Origin of the sequence: Caballeronia sp. LZ003, from assembly GCF_031451465.1 — a bacterium.
Lineage (GTDB): Bacteria > Pseudomonadota > Gammaproteobacteria > Burkholderiales > Burkholderiaceae > Caballeronia.
In genome coordinates this window covers 2,084,147-2,103,184 of sequence record NZ_JARUXJ010000001.1, presented here as the reverse complement: position 1 = coordinate 2,103,184, position 19,038 = coordinate 2,084,147, and the positions used below count along the sequence as shown (strand labels likewise).

The 19,038-nt window shown below is 61.8% G+C and carries 20 protein-coding genes; 9 read left to right on the top strand and 11 right to left on the bottom strand.

The genetic code is table 11. The features are described from left to right. From QCE79_RS09360 to QCE79_RS09345, 4 genes are all read left to right on the top strand, one after another. Positions 1–2,490 (top strand): FtsX-like permease family protein, encoded by a 2,490-nt coding sequence (locus tag QCE79_RS09360; protein ID WP_309845272.1) that lies wholly within the window; start codon positions 1–3, stop codon positions 2,488–2,490. A gap of 21 nt (positions 2,491–2,511) precedes the next feature. Further along, a complete protein-coding gene (locus QCE79_RS09355) occupies positions 2,512–2,934 on the top strand; it encodes a group II truncated hemoglobin (RefSeq protein ID WP_244825648.1) in 423 nt (140 codons plus the stop codon). Positions 2,935–3,030: 96 nt separating this feature from the next. Then, positions 3,031–3,762 (top strand): alanyl-tRNA editing protein, encoded by a 732-nt coding sequence (locus QCE79_RS09350; RefSeq protein ID WP_244825647.1) that lies wholly within the window; start codon positions 3,031–3,033, stop codon positions 3,760–3,762. Then, positions 3,759–4,358 carry a DUF924 family protein gene (locus tag QCE79_RS09345; protein WP_309843621.1) on the top strand — a complete coding sequence of 200 codons (600 nt, stop codon included), beginning with the start codon at positions 3,759–3,761 and terminating at the stop codon, positions 4,356–4,358. Before QCE79_RS09350 ends, QCE79_RS09345 begins: the two co-directional genes overlap by 4 nt. A 421-nt stretch (positions 4,359–4,779) precedes the next feature. Here the strand turns inward: QCE79_RS09345 and QCE79_RS09340 are convergent, their stop codons facing one another. The 10 genes from QCE79_RS09340 to QCE79_RS09295 form a co-directional block, all read right to left on the bottom strand. Next, positions 4,780–5,526: an SDR family oxidoreductase gene (locus QCE79_RS09340; RefSeq protein ID WP_309843618.1), complete on the bottom strand. Its 747-nt coding sequence runs from the start codon at positions 5,524–5,526 to the stop codon at positions 4,780–4,782. Positions 5,527–5,548: 22 nt separating this feature from the next. Then, on the bottom strand, positions 5,549–6,133 hold the full coding sequence (locus QCE79_RS09335) for a TIGR00730 family Rossman fold protein (protein ID WP_250465199.1): 585 nt from the start codon (positions 6,131–6,133) through the stop codon (positions 5,549–5,551). Further along, positions 6,133–6,873 (bottom strand): TetR/AcrR family transcriptional regulator, encoded by a 741-nt coding sequence (locus QCE79_RS09330; RefSeq protein WP_250465198.1) that lies wholly within the window; start codon positions 6,871–6,873, stop codon positions 6,133–6,135. The genes QCE79_RS09335 and QCE79_RS09330 overlap by 1 nt, the downstream gene beginning before the upstream one ends. 146 nt (positions 6,874–7,019) lie before the next feature. Continuing rightward, positions 7,020–7,562: a diacylglycerol kinase gene (locus tag QCE79_RS09325; RefSeq protein WP_309843615.1), complete on the bottom strand. Its 543-nt coding sequence runs from the start codon at positions 7,560–7,562 to the stop codon at positions 7,020–7,022. Next, positions 7,559–8,590, bottom strand: coding sequence for a glycosyltransferase family 1 protein (locus QCE79_RS09320; protein ID WP_309843613.1), 1,032 nt, complete (start codon positions 8,588–8,590; stop codon positions 7,559–7,561). Before QCE79_RS09320 ends, QCE79_RS09325 begins: the two co-directional genes overlap by 4 nt. Positions 8,591–8,618: 28 nt before the next feature. Further along, positions 8,619–9,545, bottom strand: a complete 927-nt coding sequence (locus tag QCE79_RS09315; protein ID WP_404989288.1) for a UDP-2,3-diacylglucosamine diphosphatase — start codon at positions 9,543–9,545, stop codon at positions 8,619–8,621. A 79-nt stretch (positions 9,546–9,624) separates the two neighbouring features. Then, positions 9,625–10,149 carry an RDD family protein gene (locus QCE79_RS09310; RefSeq protein ID WP_309843608.1) on the bottom strand — a complete coding sequence of 175 codons (525 nt, stop codon included), beginning with the start codon at positions 10,147–10,149 and terminating at the stop codon, positions 9,625–9,627. Beyond that, positions 10,146–10,904 carry a DUF3106 domain-containing protein gene (locus QCE79_RS09305; protein ID WP_309843605.1) on the bottom strand — a complete coding sequence of 253 codons (759 nt, stop codon included), beginning with the start codon at positions 10,902–10,904 and terminating at the stop codon, positions 10,146–10,148. The genes QCE79_RS09310 and QCE79_RS09305 overlap by 4 nt, the downstream gene beginning before the upstream one ends. 52 nt (positions 10,905–10,956) lie before the next feature. Further along, entirely contained in the window at positions 10,957–11,415 is a 459-nt protein-coding gene (locus QCE79_RS09300) for a DUF3619 family protein (RefSeq protein ID WP_250526003.1), read from the bottom strand. Further along, positions 11,412–11,975, bottom strand: a complete 564-nt coding sequence (locus QCE79_RS09295) for an RNA polymerase sigma factor (protein ID WP_309843602.1) — start codon at positions 11,973–11,975, stop codon at positions 11,412–11,414. Before QCE79_RS09295 ends, QCE79_RS09300 begins: the two co-directional genes overlap by 4 nt. Before the next feature lie 388 nt (positions 11,976–12,363). Here QCE79_RS09295 and QCE79_RS09290 point away from each other — a divergent pair, with 388 nt between their 5' ends. The 5 genes from QCE79_RS09290 to pssA all read left to right on the top strand — a co-directional run bounded on the left by QCE79_RS09290 (position 12,364) and on the right by pssA (position 17,543). Beyond that, on the top strand, positions 12,364–14,127 hold the full coding sequence (locus QCE79_RS09290; protein WP_244825629.1) for an acetolactate synthase 3 catalytic subunit: 1,764 nt from the start codon (positions 12,364–12,366) through the stop codon (positions 14,125–14,127). 107 nt (positions 14,128–14,234) lie between these two features. Next, the gene (gene ilvN, locus QCE79_RS09285; protein WP_035939651.1) at positions 14,235–14,726 is read left to right on the top strand and encodes an acetolactate synthase small subunit; all 492 of its coding nucleotides are present in this window, start codon (positions 14,235–14,237) and stop codon (positions 14,724–14,726) included. Positions 14,727–14,787: 61 nt separating this feature from the next. Then, positions 14,788–15,804 (top strand): ketol-acid reductoisomerase, encoded by a 1,017-nt coding sequence (gene ilvC, locus QCE79_RS09280; protein WP_244825627.1) that lies wholly within the window; start codon positions 14,788–14,790, stop codon positions 15,802–15,804. 213 nt (positions 15,805–16,017) lie between these two features. Further along, positions 16,018–16,662 carry a phosphatidylserine decarboxylase gene (locus QCE79_RS09275; RefSeq protein ID WP_244825625.1) on the top strand — a complete coding sequence of 215 codons (645 nt, stop codon included), beginning with the start codon at positions 16,018–16,020 and terminating at the stop codon, positions 16,660–16,662. Between the two features lie 14 nt (positions 16,663–16,676). After that, positions 16,677–17,543, top strand: coding sequence for a CDP-diacylglycerol--serine O-phosphatidyltransferase (gene pssA, locus QCE79_RS09270; RefSeq protein WP_244825623.1), 867 nt, complete (start codon positions 16,677–16,679; stop codon positions 17,541–17,543). Between the two features lie 147 nt (positions 17,544–17,690). Here the strand turns inward: pssA and QCE79_RS09265 are convergent, their stop codons facing one another. Then, positions 17,691–18,440, bottom strand: coding sequence for a glycine zipper 2TM domain-containing protein (locus QCE79_RS09265; protein WP_244825622.1), 750 nt, complete (start codon positions 18,438–18,440; stop codon positions 17,691–17,693). Positions 18,441–19,038 lie beyond the last annotated feature (598 nt).

The following is a 19,038-nucleotide window of genomic DNA, read 5'->3' as shown; positions in this document are numbered from 1 at the left end:
ATGACCGCGCGCGACTGGCGCGCGGGCGAACTCACCATGCTGCTGCTCGCGCTGGTGCTGGCGGTGGCGGCGCTGTCGAGCGTCGGTTTTCTCTCCGACCGCATGCGTCAAGGGCTCGTGCGCGACGGCCGTCAGATGATCGCGGCGGACTTCGTCGTGCGCTCGGATCATCCCGTCGATGCGATGTTCACCGACCAAGCCAGGTCGCTCGGCCTCGAAACCGCCGGGACCACGATCTTCCCGAGCATGATCAGCTCGACCGCGGCGCAGCCCGCCTCGCGGCTCGCGGCGATCAAGGGCGTGACGCAAGGTTATCCGCTGCGTGGCGCGCTGCGTATCGCGTCGGCGCCCGGCAAGCCCGACGCGCCCGTCAACGGCATTCCCGCGCCCGGCACAGTCTGGGTCGATGCGTCCCTGCTCGATGCGCTGAAAACGCAGCCCGGCGGCACGGTGAAGGTCGGCACGCTTACGTTCAAGGTGGTGGGCATCATCACGCGCGAGATGGATCGCGGCTTTTCCTTCGTCAACTTCTCGCCGCGCCTCATGATGCGCGCCGATGAAATCGCCGCCACGGGATTGCTCGGCTACGGCAGCCGCGTGACTTACCGCTTGCTGGTCGCGGGACCGGATGCGCAGATCGAGCGCTTCGCGCAATTCGCCCGCGATAAGACCGACGGCGGCAAATTGCGCGGCGTCGGACTCGAATCGCTGTCGGACGGGCAGCCGCAAGTGCGGCAGACCATCGATCGCGCGAGCCACTTTCTCACGCTCGTTTCGCTGCTGACGGCGATGCTCGCGGCGGTAGCCATCGCCATGGCCGCGCATCGTTTTGCGCGGCGGCATCTCGACGGCTGCGCCACCATGCGTTGCCTGGGCGTCAGTCAGCGCACGCTGCGCGCGTTGTTTCTGAACGAATTCCTGGCGATCGGCGTGATCGGCAGCGCGCTTGGCGTCGTGCTCGGTTTCGGCGGCCATCTCGTGCTGCTGAACTGGCTGGGCTCGCTCGTCGATGTCGATTTGCCGCAGCCCTCCGTCTGGCCCGCGCTGCAAGGCACCGCGATGGGCCTCGTGCTGCTGCTCGGATTCGCCCTGCCGCCGCTTTTGCCGCTCACGCGCGTGCCGCCTGTGCATGTGATCCGCCGTGAACTCGGCGATGCAAAGCGCGTCGCTTATGCGGCCTACGGCGTCGGCGTCGTGCTGTTCGCGGCGTTGCTCATCGTCGCGGCGGGCGAGTTGAAGCTCGGCGGCATCGTCGCGGGCGGATTCGCGGCCGGCCTCCTGATCTTCGGCGTGATCGCGCGCGCGGCGTTGTGGGCGGCGGCGCGCTTCGTGCGGCGGGAAAAGAGCCGCGCGGGCGTGGGCTGGCGTTATGCGCTGGCGTCGCTCGAACGGCGCAGCGGCGCGAGCGCGTTGCAGATCACGGCGCTTGGCATCGGCCTCATGTGTTTGTTGCTGATAGCGATGACGCGCGACGACCTCATCAAGGGCTGGCGCGCCGCCACGCCGCCGGATGCGCCCAACGAGTTTCTCATCGACATCCAGCCGGATCAGCGCGAAGGCGTGCTCGCGTATCTGCATGGGCATGGCCAACCCGATGCCACGCTCTCGCCGATGGTGCGCGCGCGTCTCGTCGCCATCAATGGCAAGGCGGTAAATCCGGACAGCTACGACAAGCCGGATGCAAAACGGCTCGTCGATCGCGAATTCAATCTTTCTTACACCACCGAATTGCCGGGCGATAACCGCGTGACGCAGGGCACGTGGTTCGGCAAGAACGCGCAGCCGGCGGTGTCGATAGAAGAGGGCATCGCGAAGACCATTCGCGTGAAGATGGGCGACACGCTGCGTTTCGATGTCGCCGGCATGCCGGTCGAGGCGCCGGTGACGAGCGTGCGCAAGGTCGACTGGAATTCGTTCAAGGTCAACTTTTTCGTGCTGATGCCGCCCGAGACGCTGGCCGACCTTCCCGCGACGTTCATCACGAGTTTTCATCTGCCGCCGGAACAGGCGCGCACCATCGACGGCCTCGTCGCCGCCTATCCGAACGTGACCGCCATCGATACCGCGCCGATCCTCGCGCAGATTCAGCGCACGCTCGACCAGGTGATCGGCGCGGTGCAGTTCCTGTTCATCTTCACGCTCGCGGCCGGCGTGCTGGTGCTCTACGCGGCGCTTGCCGGCACGCGCGACGAACGCATGCGCGAGTCGGCACTGTTGCGGGCTTTGGGCGCATCGCATCGGCAGATTCGTTCGGTGCAGGTCGCCGAGTTCGTCGCGGTCGGCGCGTTGTCCGGCCTGATGGCGGCGCTCGGTGCGCAGGGCATCGGTTACGTGCTTGCATCGCGCGTGTTCGAGTTTCATATCGAGTTCAACCCGTGGCTCGTGCCGGTTGGCATCGTCGCGGGCGTTGCTTGCGCGGCGCTCGGCGGCTGGATGAGCCTGCGGCGCGTGCTGGCGCGTCCGGCCTTGCAATCGCTGCGCGACGCCTGAGTTTTCTGTTGTCCAAAAGCAATGAGCGAAGTCAATTCCCAACCTTCCGACGATGAAGTCCAAAAGCCCACGCCGTTCGAACTGATCGGCGGCGAGGAACGTCTGCGCGCGATGGTCGATCGCTTTTACGATCTGATGGACCTCGAACCTGAATTCGCGGGCTTGCGCGCGCTGCATCCGCCGACACTCGACAACTCCCGCGACAAGACCTTCTGGTTCCTGTGCGGCTGGATGGGCGGACCGGATCACTACATCAGCCGCTTCGGCCATCCGCGTTTGCGGGCGCGGCATATGCCGTTCGCCATTGCAACGGCCGAGCGCGATCAATGGTTGCGCTGCATGGCGTGGGCGATGCAGGACATCGGCCTCGACGAGCCTTTGCGCGAGCGCCTTCTCACCTCTTTCTTCGATACCGCCGACTGGATGCGCAACCGGCCCGGCTGATTCGCGCGCTTTTGTATCGGTCCAAGGCAGCGGCGCGTGCGGCATGATCTGCGGAACGGCTTTTTGCCGCCCCACGAAACATTGCAAGGACAAGACATGAGCACACGCGCACTCTTTCGCGAGGACGCTTATCGCACACAGTGCGAGGCGAGCGTCACGGCTATCGACGAAATGGGCATCCACCTCGATCAAACCGTGTTTTATCCGCTCGGCGGCGGCCAGGCCGGCGATGCGGGCACGCTGACGCTTGCCGACGGCACGAAGATCGTCATTGCCGACACGCGCAAGGCGAAGTTCGAAGGCGCCACGCCCGACGACGCCGTGCATGTGCCCGCGCCCGGCCAGGAAGAAGCGCTTTCGCTTTTGAAGGTTGGCGACAGAGTGAGCGCGGAGATCGACTGGGAGCGGCGGTATCGGCATATGCGGCTGCATACGGCGAGTCATTTGATGTGCGCGGTACTGCCGTATCCGGTGGATGGATGCAGCATCACGAGAGACTATGCGCGCCTCGACTTCGCGACGGTCGAGCCTATCGAACGTGAGCGCGTGGAAGCGCGTCTGGCGGAACTGATCGGCGGCGCGCACGACGTGAATACCGAATGGATCACCGACGACGAGATGACCGCGCGCCCTGAACTCGTCCGCACGATGAGCGTAAAGCCACCGATGGGCCTTGGCCGCGTGCGCCTTTTGCGCATCGAAAACGTGGATTTGCAGCCATGCGGCGGCACACATGTGCGTAATACGGGCGAGATCGGCGGCTTGCGGATTGCAAAGCTGGAGAAGAAGAGCGCGCGCACGCGGCGACTGGTGCTGGAGCTGGTTTGAACGCGCGAGCGGAAGCACTCGATCCGCGCGCGAGCGCGATACTCGAATTCTGGTTCGGCGCGGTCGGCTCGCCTGAGGCCGGGACGGAACGCAAGCTGTGGTGGAAAAAGAAGCCTGCCTTCGATGCGCAGATCAGCGAGCGCTTCGGCGCGGTGCTCGAAGAAGCGCTGTCGGGCGGTTTGCGTGAATGGGAGCGCACGCCTTCGGGTGCGCTTGCGCTGATCGTGCTGCTCGACCAGTTTTCGCGCAATTGTTATCGGCATACGCCGCGCGCGTTTGCGGGCGACGAGCGTGCGTTGGCGTTGGCGAAAGCGCTGGTCGATTCCGGCGATGATTTGCGCTTGGCCGATGCATACCATCGTGCGTTTGCGTATATGCCATTCGAGCATGACGAGACGATGGAGAGCCAGCTTCGCGCGGTTGAATTGTTTGGGAAATTAGAGCAAGAAGAGGGCGTGACGAGCTTCCATGAATCGGCGATGAAGCATGCGGAAGTCATCGAACGATTCGGGCGCTTTCCGCATCGCAACCGAATTTTGGGCAGGCCGACGACGAAGGAAGAAGAAACGTGGCTGACGACCCGCGGCGGCTTTTAGAGGGAGGCGAACCCGATGATGGCGCGCAGCGAGTCAGAAAGGCGTGGCTAGGAGATCCGAAGAGCACTAAGACCGGTAGTCAATGTGAGTGCTCGAGTAGAACTGCGCAAAGACAAGGCTTCGATCAGCGGGCCGCAAAGAAGGTCATCAACTGCGGAGAGGTGACAAAAAAATTCGCAGACAACGGCCCATTGCAGGGCAAGCGTTCGAAGAGAATCATGAGCTGCGAACGACTACGAGCGTGAGAAAGGGGAAGTGCTCAAAGGGTTTGTGGTAAATAGCGGGGAACCAGCTGTGCTTCAGGAGCCGGTTCCTAAGCTGCTTTCTTTGGTAACTTTCTTTGCAGCAGCAAAGAAAGTTACCCCTCCGCCGGGGAGGCGGCTACTGAACAAAACGCAGCAAAAGAAAAAAAGAAAGCACCTCACCGCCCACCGGCGACATCGATCAAAGCCCCGGTGACATAAGAAGCGGCATCGGAGAGCAGCCAGACGATAGCCTCGCCGACTTCATCGGCGGACCCGGCGCGCCCGATAGGCGTCTGCCCACCCAGCACCTGAGCCCGATCGGGCTTACCACCACTAGCGTGAATCTCGGTCTCGATGAGACCGGGCCGAATGGCATTGACCCTCACCCCTTCGCGCCCGAGCTCTTTGGAAAGCCCGATGGTGAGTGTATCGATAGCCCCTTTGGAAGCCGCATAATCGACATACTCCCCCGGGCCGCCCAATCTGGCGGCCGCCGAAGAAACATTCACGAGCGACCCGCCCTTGCCACCACGCGAAGTGGAAAGCCGCCGCGCCGCTTCACGAGCGCAAAGAAACGCGCCGAGCACATTGGTATCGAAAATGCGTTTCATGCGCTCGATATCCATGTCCGCGAGCATGGAGCCGGGCGCGACGATGCCCGCGTTGTTCACCACGCCATCGAGCTTGCCGAACGCCTTCTCGGTGGCATCGAACATCGCGATGATCGCCGCCTCGTCGCACACGTCGCCCTGAATGGCGATCGCCTTGCCGCCAGCGGCTTGCACCGCGGCGACGGTTTCATCGGCGGCACTGGCGTTATTCGCATAGTTCACGCCGACCGACCAGCCGCGCGCGCCCGCGAGCAGCGCTGCCGAGCGGCCGATGCCGCGGCTCGCGCCCGTAATCAGGATGACTTTGGACATCGTGTCGACCGTTAGGGATGGATCAAACCGCGTCGCGCTTTTCGTTCCACTTGTCGAGCGTGCGGGGCGTGTAGTGCTGCAGCTTCGTGATCATCTCGCCGGGCTCGCGCGCAATCTGTATGAGCTCTAGATACTGCTCGCGCATGAAGCCTTCGTCGACGGTATGGCGCAACATGGCCATGAGCGGGTCGTAATAGCCGTTCACGTCCAGCAGGCCAACAGGCTTCTGATGATAACCAAGCTGCGCCCACGTGAACACTTCGAAAAATTCCTCGAAAGTGCCGACACCGCCGGGCATCGCGACGAACGCGTCCGCGAGATCGGCCATGCGCTTCTTGCGCTCGTGCATGTCGGGCACGACGATCAGTTCCGTGAGGTCCGTATGGCCCACTTCCTTCGCAAGCAGCAACTCTGGAATGACGCCGATTGCGCGTCCGCCGGCGGCGAGCACTTCATCGGCGATCAGGCCCATCAAACCGACGCGGCCGCCGCCATACACGAGCGAGAGGTCGGCCTCGACGAGCGCGCGGCCGAACGCCTTGGCCGCTTCGGCATACACAGGGCGGGCTCCGCTGGCGGAGCCGCAATAGACACAAACAGCCTTCATTATCGGGAATCCTTCGGTGTTACGTTCTTCGGCGCGCCCGACGGCGCTTCCTCGCGCGGCGGCAGGAAGTCGGCGTACTGGCGCTTCGGCAGTTTACCGGACACGAGGTCGTCGAAGAGCTGGCGCGATCGTCCGCGAAGATACGGCGCCATGATCGAAATGATATGCAGACTCGCCTGATGCAACTCCGTGCGGATCGCTTCCTGATCGTTGTACTTGCGCGGGTTCATGACGTACTGGTACGAAAGCCAGTAGGTCGAGATCACGCCCATGTTGGTCGCGATGACTTCGATCTCCGCAGGCGTCGCGACCATTTCCTGATCGGCGACGAGCGCTTCGCATAGCTGGCTGGCAAAGCGCACCTTGTGCGTGATGATCTGCTTGAAGTGCGTTTCGAGCGTGCGATTGCGCGCGAGCAGATCGTTCAGATCGCGATAGAGAAAGCGATACGCCCACAGGAAATCGGCCATGTACTGTAAGTACGACCACATTTCATCTATGGTCGGACGATGATCGTCCGGGAACTTCAGGCGCTTCTGAATCTGCTGCTCGAATTGCGCGAAGATGCTGTTGATGATGTCGTCTTTGTTCCGGAAATGGTAGTACAGATTACCTGGACTAATTTCCATTTCTTCGGCGATCGTCGTGGTGGTGACGTTCGGCTCGCCGATATCGTTGAACAACTTCAGCGACAGCTCGAGAATCCGTTCGCGGGTACGGCGGGGAGGTTTGGCTTCCATGTCGTCCGACCTTGGCTTCCGGTGGCGGCGCTCGAAACTCCAAAACGTTCGCGCGACCGGTTTCCGTTGCTATTTTTGAGAATGTCGGACGATTATAAACCGGTCGTTCGGCGCGACAGTGCTGCGTTTCAGGTGACATTCATCTTTTATGGGATACGAGCGAGCCAATTCGACACGACCGGCCAGAGAATCAACGCCCACGTAACGAGGCAAACGCCGAGCGCGACCATCACGGCCGCGCTGCCGAAATCCTTCGCGCGCTTCGAGAGTTCGTGACGTTCGAGCGAGATGCGGTCGATAGCCGCTTCCACGCTCGAATTGAGCAATTCGACGATCAGCACGAGCAGCACGGATGCGATCAGCGCCGCGCGCTCGACGGGCGCCACCGGCACGAAAAGACTGCATGGCAGAAGGATCGCGGCGAGCGTGAGCTCCTGACGAAACGCGCTTTCCTCGCGAATGGCGACGCGAAAACCGTTGAGCGAGTTCTTCATCGCGTGCCAGGCGCGCGTGAAGCCGCGATTGCCTTTATACGGGTTGAAGGGCAGCGGCGCGAGCGGATCGTCGGGACCTAGCGGTTCGTTTTCCTCATTGGCTTCGACGTCGCCATCGCGCTTGGACTCGAGCGGACGAGGCGCCGCACGGGCGTGAGCTTCGGCGCGTTGCTCGGCGAGCCTCTTTCGCGTCATGCGGCCGCCCGGTCGATGCTCGGCGCGCGTGGTTCGACCTGGCGCAAATGCGAGGCGAACTGCTCGGAGGCCGCGCGCCACGAGAAACGCTCGGCCCACGCGCGGGCATCGGCGCGTTCGATCTTGAGCGCTTGCAGACAGGCTTCGTGCAGATCTTCATGGAGCGCGCCGGGACCGTGTTCACCTAGTACATCGATTGGACCCGTAACCGGATACGCGGCGACCGGCGTGCCGCAGGCCATCGCTTCGAGCAGCACGAGGCCGAAGGTATCGGTGCGGCTCGGGAACACGAAGACATCGGCGGCGGCGTAGACCTTCGCCAGTTCCGTCTGCGAAAGCACGCCGAGATAGTTGACGTTCGTATAGCGCGACTTCAGTTCCGCGAGCGCCGGTCCTTCGCCCGCGACCCACTTCGAGCCGGGCAGATCGAGCTTCAGAAACGCTTCCACGTTCTTTTCCACGGCCACGCGCCCGACGTACAGAAAGATGGGCCGCGCGGTGTTGAGCACCTTCGAGTCCATCGGATGAAAGATGTCCAGATCGACGCCACGCGTCCACAGCACAACGTTGGTGAAGCCGTACTGTTCCAGGTCGTGCTTGACGACCGGAGTAGGCGCCATCACCGCCTGCGAATGCCGATGAAACCAGTGCAGAAACCGATAAGTCATGGCGAGCGGAATGCCGAAGCGCGCTTTCACGTACTCGGGAAAACGCGTGTGATAAGCGGTCGTGAACGGCAGTTTGTGACGCAGCGCATAGGCACGCGCCGACATGCCGAGCGGGCCTTCGGTCGCGATATGCAGCGCGTCCGGCGCGAATTCGTCGATACGCTTCGCCACGTGCCGGCCCGGCATTAATGATAGGCGAATCTCAGGATAAGTCGGACACGGAATGGTTTTGAACTCGAGCGGCGTGAGCAATTCCACGCGATGCCCGAGGCCCGTGAGTTCGCGGCTCGTCTGCGTAAGCGTGCGCACGACGCCATTGACCTGCGGCTCCCATGCATCGGTGACGATCATGATTTTCATCGGATTTCGGCTCGGGTGAGGATGCGGTTCAGACGGTGGCGCGCACGCGGTTCGGTTGCGCTTCCGGGGAGTGCATGACGGTCCAGTAGACGATCTTCAGTTCGCCGTCTTGGGTCTCGACGAGCGCGGAGAGGCTCTCCACCCAGTCGCCGTCGTTGCAATAGAGAATGCCGTCGATATCGCGTATCTCGGCCTTGTGGATATGCCCGCACACCACGCCATCGCAGCCGCGGCGGCGGGCTTCGTCGGTCATGACCCGTTCGAACTGCGAAATGAAGTTGACCGCGTTTTTGACCTGATGCTTGAGATACTGCGAGAGCGACCAGTAGTCGAAGCCGAGCTTCGTGCGTACGCGATTGAACCAGCGGTTGAGCAGCAGGATCATCGTGTAGGCGGTGTCGCCGAGATAGGCGAGCCATTTCGCATGCTGGATCACGCCGTCGAAGAGATCGCCGTGCACGATCCAAAGACGCTTGCCCGCGAGCGTCGTATGGAAGGCTTCGCCGCGCACGTGGATGTCGCCGAACGCGAGATCGCAGTACTGGCGCGCGGCTTCGTCGTGATTGCCGGGGATATAGACGACTTGCGTGCCCTTGCGCGCCTTGCGCAGGATTTTCTGAATGACGTCGTTGTGCGCCTGCGGCCAGAACCAGCCTTTCTTCAGTTGCCAGCCATCGATGATGTCGCCGACGAGATACAGATACTCCGACTCGTTGTGGCGCAGAAAATCGAGCAGATAGGGCGCCTGGCAGCCGCCAGAGCCCAAATGGATGTCCGACAGCCAGATCGCGCGATAGCGTTGAGGCGCGCTGGAGGATTCGCTGTCGTCGTCGACGCCCGGGTTCGCCGGCAGCGGCAGGGCGGCTTCATGCGTCGCGCCGCGCCGATCGGCGCTCCGAAAACGATAAGCGGAAGACGCTTCGATTGCCTGCGTGACGGTCGAGTGGAAGGTCATGGGCTCGCGTATCAGGTTTCGATATGCGCATTGCGCCATGCGGCCGTGACCGAGCCGTGACAGTCACGAGAAGTTCTTATTACTTGTAGGGAGTCGGCGCCGTGATGATGCGCGTGCCAGCCAGGCGATCGTGCAGAAACTGCCGCGCCGGATCGAGCCGGACGGCGGCCGCCCACAGCGCGATCCAGGCTGCGAACACGGCGAGCGTCTGCGGCACGGCGAGCCCGAGCAGCGGATGCAGCGCGAGCGGCGGCAGGAACCACAGCCACGCGAGCGCGTAGCGCGCGAGAGCCCGGCCAGGCGTGACGGGCTCACCGTGGGCATCGACCAGTTTGAGGCGCCAGGTTTTCATTGGCAGCGTCTGGCCGCCGTGCGTCCAGAACCACACGAAATACGCGGCGAGCACGAGACCGATCCACGTCATCAGCCAGTTGTGATGCGTAAGGCCGTTTTTCTGCTGAGTGAGCGTGCTGAACAAATATCCAGAGATGAACACCACGCCGAACAGGATGACGCCTTCGTAGACCATCGTCGCGAGCCGGCGGCGCAGCGTGGGCGCGTGGAGCGGCGAGAGAGGCGTGGTGGTGGAAGCGGACGCGCTCATGAGCCGTTGTACATGGAAGGCGCTTGCTGCGGGGAGACGGGAATCGGCGTTGCCGGCACGACGCTCGTGGCGTTGGGAATCGCGGGCGTGGCGGTTGAGGTGGAAGAAGGCGATGCAGCCGGCGCACCGGAGCCGCCTTCGGCATGTCCCGCGCCGTGGCCTTGCTCGCGTGCGGCCACGAGCCGGTTGATGTCCTTCACTTCGCTCTTGCCGGTCGGCGGCGCGCTGACGACCGTGGGACGGCGCGTGCGCTCGGTGGCGGCGAGCTTTTTCTTCTGCTCTTCGGAAAGCTTCTGGTAAGCATCCCACGCCTTTTCGCGATTCTCCGGCGCGACGGACTTTGAAACCTGATAGTTCTCGCGCGCGACTTTGCGCTGGTCCGGCGTCATGCGCGTCCATTCCTCCATGCGCTGATGCAGACGCTTTTGCGCCTCGGGCGACATGCGGTGATAGCGCGATGCGATCTTCAGCCACTTTTGCTTGCGCTCTTCGCTGAAGGAATCCCATTGCGTGGAGAACGGCGCGAGCGCGACGTGCTGCGCTTCGGTGAGACGATTCCACGAGAGCGGACTGCCGGAAGAGAGCGCCGACAGCGAAAGGCCGGAATCGGCGCCCGAACTTGCGCCGTTGGGCGCGGCGGCGGTCGAGAGCAAGGCGGCGGTGGCCGGGTAAAAGCGCGGATAAGTCGCGGCGAATGCGACCAGACTCGCAATCGCGCAACTAAAGACAATCGCGAGACCGCGCTTGTAACTCACCCGAAAACTCCCCGCCAATTTTGATGTCAGTTGAAAGATTCGACAATACGCGTTAGTGATTACGCGTCAAATATGCGTTGAAGCCGTGGTCGAGATAGGCGTCGAGCGGCAAGCTGTCGGAGAGCATGGCCGCGTCGATGTCGGCGAGTTCGGCACGGCGCTCCTGATCTTCCCAGTAAGCGATGCCAGCCAGACCGATAGCCAGCGCGCACACCGGCCACACGAGGCCGAAGCCGCCGAGCCGCGCGAACAGGCCCTTCGGCCCTTGCGTCTCGGAGCCGTCGTGACCCGCGCCGCCCGCCGAGAGGCTCGCGCCTGCTCCGGCCAAAGCCGGCGTGAACGCGGGCGCGGTCAGGGCGACCTTCTCCGGCTTCTTGCGCGCGATGGCAGCCCGGCGCGCCTCGGCGAGCCGGTCGACCGCGGCGGCCGGAATAGTCGATGTACTTTCGTCCAGCGCGCGAACTACCTTCAGCGCGAACTCGTTTTCCTTTGAATCAAGAACGGAACTCATAGCGTGATCCCTTTGGCTTTCAGGGCGTGCGCGAGGGCGTGCGTGGCGCGTGAACAATGCGTTTTGACGCTGCCCTCGGAGCAGCCCATGGCGGCGGCCGTCTCTGCGACATCCATATCTTCCCAGTAACGCATGAGAAAGGCTTCTCGTTGACGTGCCGGCAATTTCTGGATTTCCGCGTCGATCAGGTTGAGTACCTGTTCGCGTTCCAGTTTGTTCTCGCTGCTCTCGCTGCCGAGTGCGCCATCTTGTGATTCGAAGGATTCGAGCGGGTCGAACTCGTCGTCGTCCGCGTTTCCGAAGGACGAAAAGAGGCTGACCCACGTGTTCCGCACCTTCTGGCGACGGAAATAGTCGTGCGTCGCATTCTGGAGAATACGCTGGAAAAGCAGCGGAAGCTCGGAAAGCGGCTTGTCACCGTATTTTTCCGCCAGTTTGATCATGGCGTCCTGCACGATGTCCAGCGCCGCGTCGTCGTCGCGGACGGTGTACACGGTCTGTTTGAACGCGCGTCGTTCGACGCCCGCCAGGAAATCGGCAAGTTCCTTGTCTGATGCCATCCGTTGGGAGCCCGGCGCAACGAATTTGCGTCGAAAGGGATCGTGGGTTCTAGGAAAACCTGCGGATGCTAGCAAATTTTCGCCACGCCGGGAGGATTTGGGACGATTTGTTGCCCGATTTACGTACTCGCTGCTCCAAGCGTCAAACGTTGTGCTACATCTGAGCTTTATCCGAAAAGCGTCGGATCGGAGATTTCCGAAACTTTTTTCTTGACCCGTTGCGCGCGCCGGGCTACATTTTCCGACTCGCATCATAAAGTGAAATGTCTGCTTTGAGGCGAGCCCAAGAAGCACGCCAGTCAATTCAAGACGCGCCGCTTGAACCCGAGCCACAAGCCCGGCAGAGAGCACCCGATCAATTTTTTGCCGAAAATTCGAAAGGTGATGAATGAACATGCCCAGCGCGGAATTCTCCACGTCGGATACGACTCCCCCTCACGAAGCTGACTCCATCGGCGGCACCGTGCTCATGCGCGCGCTCGCTGACGAGAAGGTCGAGTTCATTTGGGGCTATCCCGGCGGCTCGGTACTCTACATCTACGACGAGCTGTACAAGCAGGACCAGATCCAGCACATTCTCGTGCGCCACGAACAGGCCGCCGTACACGCCGCCGACGCCTATGCGCGCTCGACCGGCAACGTGGGCGTGTGCCTCGTGACTTCCGGCCCCGGCGTCACCAATGCGGTGACGGGTATTGCCACGGCCTATATGGACTCCATTCCGCTCGTCATCATCAGCGGGCAGGTTCCGACCGCGGCCATCGGCCTCGACGCGTTCCAGGAGTGCGACACCGTCGGCATCACGCGGCCCTGCGTCAAGCACAACTTCCTCGTGAAGGACGTGCGCGATCTCGCCGCCACCGTCAAGAAAGCGTTCTACATTGCTCGCACGGGTCGCCCCGGTCCGGTGCTGATCGACATTCCGAAGGACGTGTCGAAGGCGCCGTGCAAGTACGAACCGCTGAAGAGCGTGTCGCTGCGTTCGTATAACCCGGTGACGAAGGGCCACTCCGGCCAGATCCGCAAGGCGGTGCAACTGCTGCTTTCGGCCAAGCGCCCGTATATCTATACCGGCGGCGGCATCATCCTCGCGGATGCATCGCGCGAACTGAACCAATTCGCCGATTTGCTGGGTTATCCGGTCACCAACACGCTGATGGGTCTGGGCGGTTACCGCGCGAGCGACAAGAAATTCCTCGGCATGCTCGGCATGCATGGCACGTACGAAGCCAACATGGCCATGCAGAACTGCGACGTGCTGATCGCCATTGGCGCGCGCTTCGACGACCGCGTGATCGGCGACCCGGCGCACTTCGCATCGTCGCCGCGCAAGATCATCCACATCGACATCGATCCTTCGTCCATTTCCAAGCGCGTGAAGGTGGACATTCCCATCGTCGGCGACGTGAAGGAAGTGTTGAAGGAGCTGATCGAGCAGTTGCAGACGGCGGAACACGGCCCGGACACGCAGGCGCTCAAGTCGTGGTGGGACCAGATCGAAGGCTGGCGCTCGAAAGACTGCCTCGCTTACGACCGCAAAAGCGAGATCATCAAGCCGCAATATGTCGTCCAGAAGCTGCATGAACTGACCGACGGCAACGCCTTCGTCTGTTCGGATGTCGGTCAGCATCAGATGTGGGCCGCGCAGTTCTATCCGTTCAACAAGCCGCGCCGCTGGATCAACTCGGGCGGTCTCGGCACCATGGGCTTCGGCTTGCCGGCAGCCATGGGCGTGAAGATGGCTTTTCCCGACGAGGAAGTGGTCTGCATCACGGGCGAAGGCTCCATCCAGATGTGCATTCAGGAGCTCTCGACGTGCAAGCAGTACAACACGCCCGTCAAGATCATCTCGCTCAACAACCGCTATCTCGGCATGGTGCGCCAGTGGCAGCAGATCGAATACAAGAAGCGCTATTCCAGTTCCTACATGGACGCGCTGCCTGACTTCGTGAAGCTCGCCGAAGCGTATGGGCATGTCGGCATTCGCGTCGAAAAGACCGCGGACGTCGAGCCGGCGCTGAAGGAAGCGCTGCGCCTGAAAGATCGCACCGTATTTCTCGACTTCCAGACCGATCCCACCGAAAACGTATTTCCCATGGTGCAAGCAGGCAAGGGCATCACGGAAATGCTGCTCGGCTCGGAAGATCTATAACGCGGCTTTGACTCGCGAGGCCCGGGCGCACCCGTCTTCACAAAGGACGAGCGCCGCGCACGGGTTTTTCGAAGCAGACGCCAACTGGATAAACCTCGGGAAAAGACATGAAACACATCATCTCCGTACTGCTGGAAAACGAACCGGGCGCGTTATCGCGTGTCGTCGGGCTCTTTTCCGCGCGCGGCTACAACATTGAAACGCTGACGGTGGCGCCGACCGAAGACAGTTCGCTGTCGCGGCTGACCATCGTCTCGATTGGCTCGGACGACGTGATCGAACAGATCACGAAGCACCTGAACCGCCTGATCGAGGTGGTGAAAGTGGTCGACCTGACAGAGGGCGCCCACATCGAGCGCGAGCTGATGCTCATCAAGGTAAGAGCGGTCGGCAAGGAACGCGAAGAGATGAAGCGCATGGCGGATATCTTCCGCGGCCGCATCATCGACGTGACCGAAAAGACCTACACGATGGAACTGACGGGCGCATCCGACAAACTCGACGCGTTCATTCAGGGGCTCGACGCCACGGCCATTCTGGAAACGGTTCGCACGGGCAGTTCCGGCATCGGCCGGGGCGAGCGCATTCTGAAGGTTTAAACCTACACTCATTTCGACTAGTTTTCTCTGCCTGCGCGGAGACAGACCTCAAGGAACCACCATGAAAGTTTTCTACGACAAAGACGCCGACCTCTCCCTCATCAAGGGCAAGCAAGTCACCATCATCGGTTATGGCTCGCAAGGCCATGCGCACGCGCTGAACCTGAAGGAAAGCGGCGTGAACGTGACGGTCGGCCTGCGTAAAGGCGGTGCTTCGTGGAGCAAGGCCGAGAACGCGGGCCTGAAGGTCAAGGAAGTGGCCGAAGCCGTGAAGGGCGCGGATGTCGTCATGATGCTGCTGCCCGACGAGCAAATCGCCGAAGTCTACAAGAACGAAGTCCACGCCAATGCCAAGGAAGGCGCGGCGCTGGCGTTCGCGCACGGCTTCAACGTGCATTACGGCCAGGTGATCCCGCGCGCGGATCTGGACGTCATCATGATCGCGCCGAAGGCGCCGGGCCACACCGTGCGCAACACGTATCAGCAAGGCGGCGGTGTGCCGCACCTGATCGCGGTGGCACAAGACAAGTCGGGTTCGGCCCGCGACGTGGCGCTGTCGTATGCGGCGGCCAACGGCGGCGGACGTGCCGGCATCATCGAAACGAACTTCCGCGAAGAAACCGAAACCGACCTGTTCGGCGAGCAAGCCGTGCTGTGCGGCGGCACGGTGGACCTGATCAAGGCTGGTTTCGAAACGCTGGTGGAAGCGGGCTACGCGCCAGAAATGGCGTACTTCGAGTGCCTGCACGAACTGAAGCTGATCGTCGACCTGATCTATGAAGGCGGTATCGCCAACATGAACTACTCGATCTCGAACAACGCCGAGTATGGCGAGTACGTGACGGGTCCGCGCATCGTCACGGAAGAAACGAAGAAGGCGATGAAGGCCGTGCTGAAAGACATCCAGACCGGCGAATACGCGAAGAGCTTCATCATCGAAAACCGCGCTGGCGCGCCGACGCTGCAATCGCGTCGCCGTCTGACGGCCGAGCATCAGATCGAGCAGGTCGGCGAGAAGCTGCGCGCCATGATGCCGTGGATCGCGAAGAACAAGCTGGTCGATCAGTCGAAGAACTAAGTCTCGCTTCGAGGGGTTCGTAACTTGCCCCGTCTCCGTTTGCGTGGAGATAGACCGCGTTTCCAAGGGGCCTGCTGCTTGCGCCATTTTCTCCGCATGCGTGGAGATCGGTGTTTGCAGCACGTTTTTTGCTGAAACTAAAGCCGTCCGGATGCCCTGTGCTCCGGGCGGCTTTTGCTATCCTACGGTTTTAATAAAACATCGAACTCGTTCATGAACTATCCTCATCCGATCATTGCCCGCGAAGGCTGGCCGTTCATCGCCATCGCGGCCGTCGTTGCGATTCTCGTGCAGGCGCTCGGCGGCTTCGGCTTCGCCTGGATTTTCTGGCTGATCGTGATCTTCGTCGTCCAGTTTTTTCGCGACCCGCCGCGTCCCATTCCCGCGCAGGCCAACGCCGTGCTGTGTCCGGCCGACGGGCGCATCGTCGCGGTCGAAACCGCGCATGATCCGTATGCGGGCCGTGAGGCGCTCAAGATCAGCGTGTTCATGAACGTTTTCAACGTGCATTCGCAGCGTTCGCCGGTCGATGGCGCCATCAGCAAGGTTCAGTACTTCCCGGGCGCGTATCTGAATGCGGCGGTCGAGAAGGCATCGACGGAGAACGAGCGCAATGCCATCGTCTTGCAGACGGCGAGCGGTCATACCGTGACGTCGGTGCAGATCGCGGGCCTCATCGCACGACGTATTCTCTGCTATGTGCATGTGGGCGAGCCGCTCACGCGCGGTCAGCGCTATGGCTTCATTCGTTTCGGTTCGCGCGTCGACGTGTATCTGCCGATTGGTAGCCGTCCGCGTGTCTCGATTGGCGAGAAAGTGTCCGCATCGTCGACGATCCTCGCCGAGTTCGCGGAATAACGCCGGGGGTTTCGATGGCGGCATTCAAACCGCGCCGTAACCGTATGAACGGCGCGACTCCGCGCGCCTTCCGGCGCAACAAGGCCGCGCAGGACGTCGGTGCCGTGGAAACGCGGCGCGCCAAACGGCAGCAGTTCTTGCGCAAACGCGGCATTTATCTCCTGCCTAACGCGTTCACCACGGCGGCGCTTTTTTGCGGCTTCTTTGCTGTCGTCCAGGCGATGAACGTTCGCTTCGAGATCGCGGCCATCGCCATTTTCGTCGCGATGGTGCTCGATGGCATGGACGGACGCGTCGCGCGCATGACGCACACGCAGAGCGCGTTCGGCGAGCAATTCGACAGTCTTTCGGACATGGTGTCGTTCGGGGTCGCGCCGGCGCTCGTCATGTATGAATGGGTTTTGAAGGATCTCGGCCGTTGGGGCTGGCTCGCGGCCTTCGTGTATTGCTCCGGCGCGGCGTTGCGGCTTGCGCGCTTCAATACGAACGTGGGCGTGGTCGACAAGCGCTATTTCCAGGGCTTGCCGAGTCCGGCCGCGGCTGCGTTGATCGCGGGCTTCGTGTGGCTCGCGACCGATAACCGCGTGCCGCTCAAGCTCGTGTGGCTGCCGTGGGTGGCCTTTGCACTTACTGTCTATGCGGGCGTGACGATGGTATCGAACGCGCCGTTCTACAGCGGCAAGGCGCTGGATGTGCGGTATCGCGTGCCATTCGCGGGCGTGTTGCTCGTCGTGGTGGCGTTCGTGTTGGTGTCGTCCGATCCGCCGGTCATGCTGTTTTGCCTCTTCGTTCTGTACGGCTTTTCGGGCTACGTCTGGTGGGGCTATATGGCGATACGCGGGCGGCCGAACCCGGCGCGTAGCTCGCAGCGGGATGGTTAAGGGGCATCACTGTCATCGTGAGAAAAAGAAAAGGCGGCGATTTGAAAAGATCGCCGCCTTTTTGCTTACCGACAGTGTCCAAGGACAAACAGCGCGCGCGGATATTGTCGCGAGTCGACGCGACTAGTGCAGGTGTTCGCGGACGGCTCAACCCGCCACTAACGTGCCGTTCTGCACACGTACGCGTTGACCTTCGCCGAACGGCGGTTGCTGCTTATACGTGAAGTAGCGCGTCTTGCCGTTTTCCATCCGCACGCGCACCGAATAGTCCGTCTCGCTGCGAACGTGTTTCTCGACCGAATTGCCTGCCAGACCGCCGCCAAGCGCGCCCAGGAGCGTCATTGCGGTACGTCCGCCACCACGGCCGAACTGGTTGCCGACGACGCCACCCGCCACCGCGCCGCCCACCGCACCGATGCCGGTACCGTGTCCTTCCTGACGAACGGCGGAGATGGCTTCAACCGTCCCGCAGGTCGAGCAATAAGCCGGATGCGCGGGAGGCTGTTGTGCATACGACGGTTGCTGAACAGGCGGCTGTTGCTGAGCTTGCTGCTGGGCCGCCCGTTGCTGCGCGGCTTGTTCCGCGGCTTGCTGTTGAGCGGCTTGTTGCTGCGCTGCCTGCTGTTGTGCTTGTTGCGCCGCTTGCTGCTGTGCGGCTTGTTGCGCAGCGCTGGGTTGCTGCTGCGCGACGGCTGCCGCCTGCGTCTGCGCCGTATCCGCCGAATTGCTCGATGCGCGCGGGAAGATTCCCGTCATCGCAGCCGTGGCCACGAGACTCGCGACGATCACCGCGCCCGCCGCCGTGGCGATGAGCGGATGCAGACGCCGTTGTGGCGGTTGACCATTGCCTGTCGAGGGCGAAGTGGCCGGCGTAAATTTACTGTTCCCGTTATCCATTTTTGGACCTCCGTACCGAGGCTTTGGAAGCGCAGATGCGCTGACTATAAGCGGCATACTGCCGATGCCGTCTGTGCAATACGTTTCTCGGGGAAACCCGGATTTCATGCTTAAGCGGTTGTAACAAATGCTCAACCGCTAGGCACAAGGTGAAAAGCACAAATAATGCCAATCGTGATCTGCCCTGTCTGAAGGCGATTTGACGCTATGAACACCCGCTGGACCTTTACCAGTAGTTACAAAAAGATGATGCCTCGGGCAAAAACGGCTGGAAATAAGCTGATCGTCAGCGGGGCGCTCCTCGCGCGAAGGCGGCGCCACTTCTTGAACGGTCTCTTGTTCCCGCGTTGCGCCTCACACAAAGAGAAAGTCTTCGCGTAACGCGTGGAATGCCATTGCCGTAACCGCCCGGCAAAACGCTAAATCGCTCGCAACACAACGACGCAAGAAGCCCCATCGACATAACCAATCGTCGATGCCGTTTCGCGTTTATTCGCCATGCTGATCGTTTCAGAGATGCGCGTCGGCCGTTCTCTAACCGAGTGTGTTCCGGCGAATTCGCGCAGCGTATGCTGACCCAGCCGCGCGAAGGCAGACG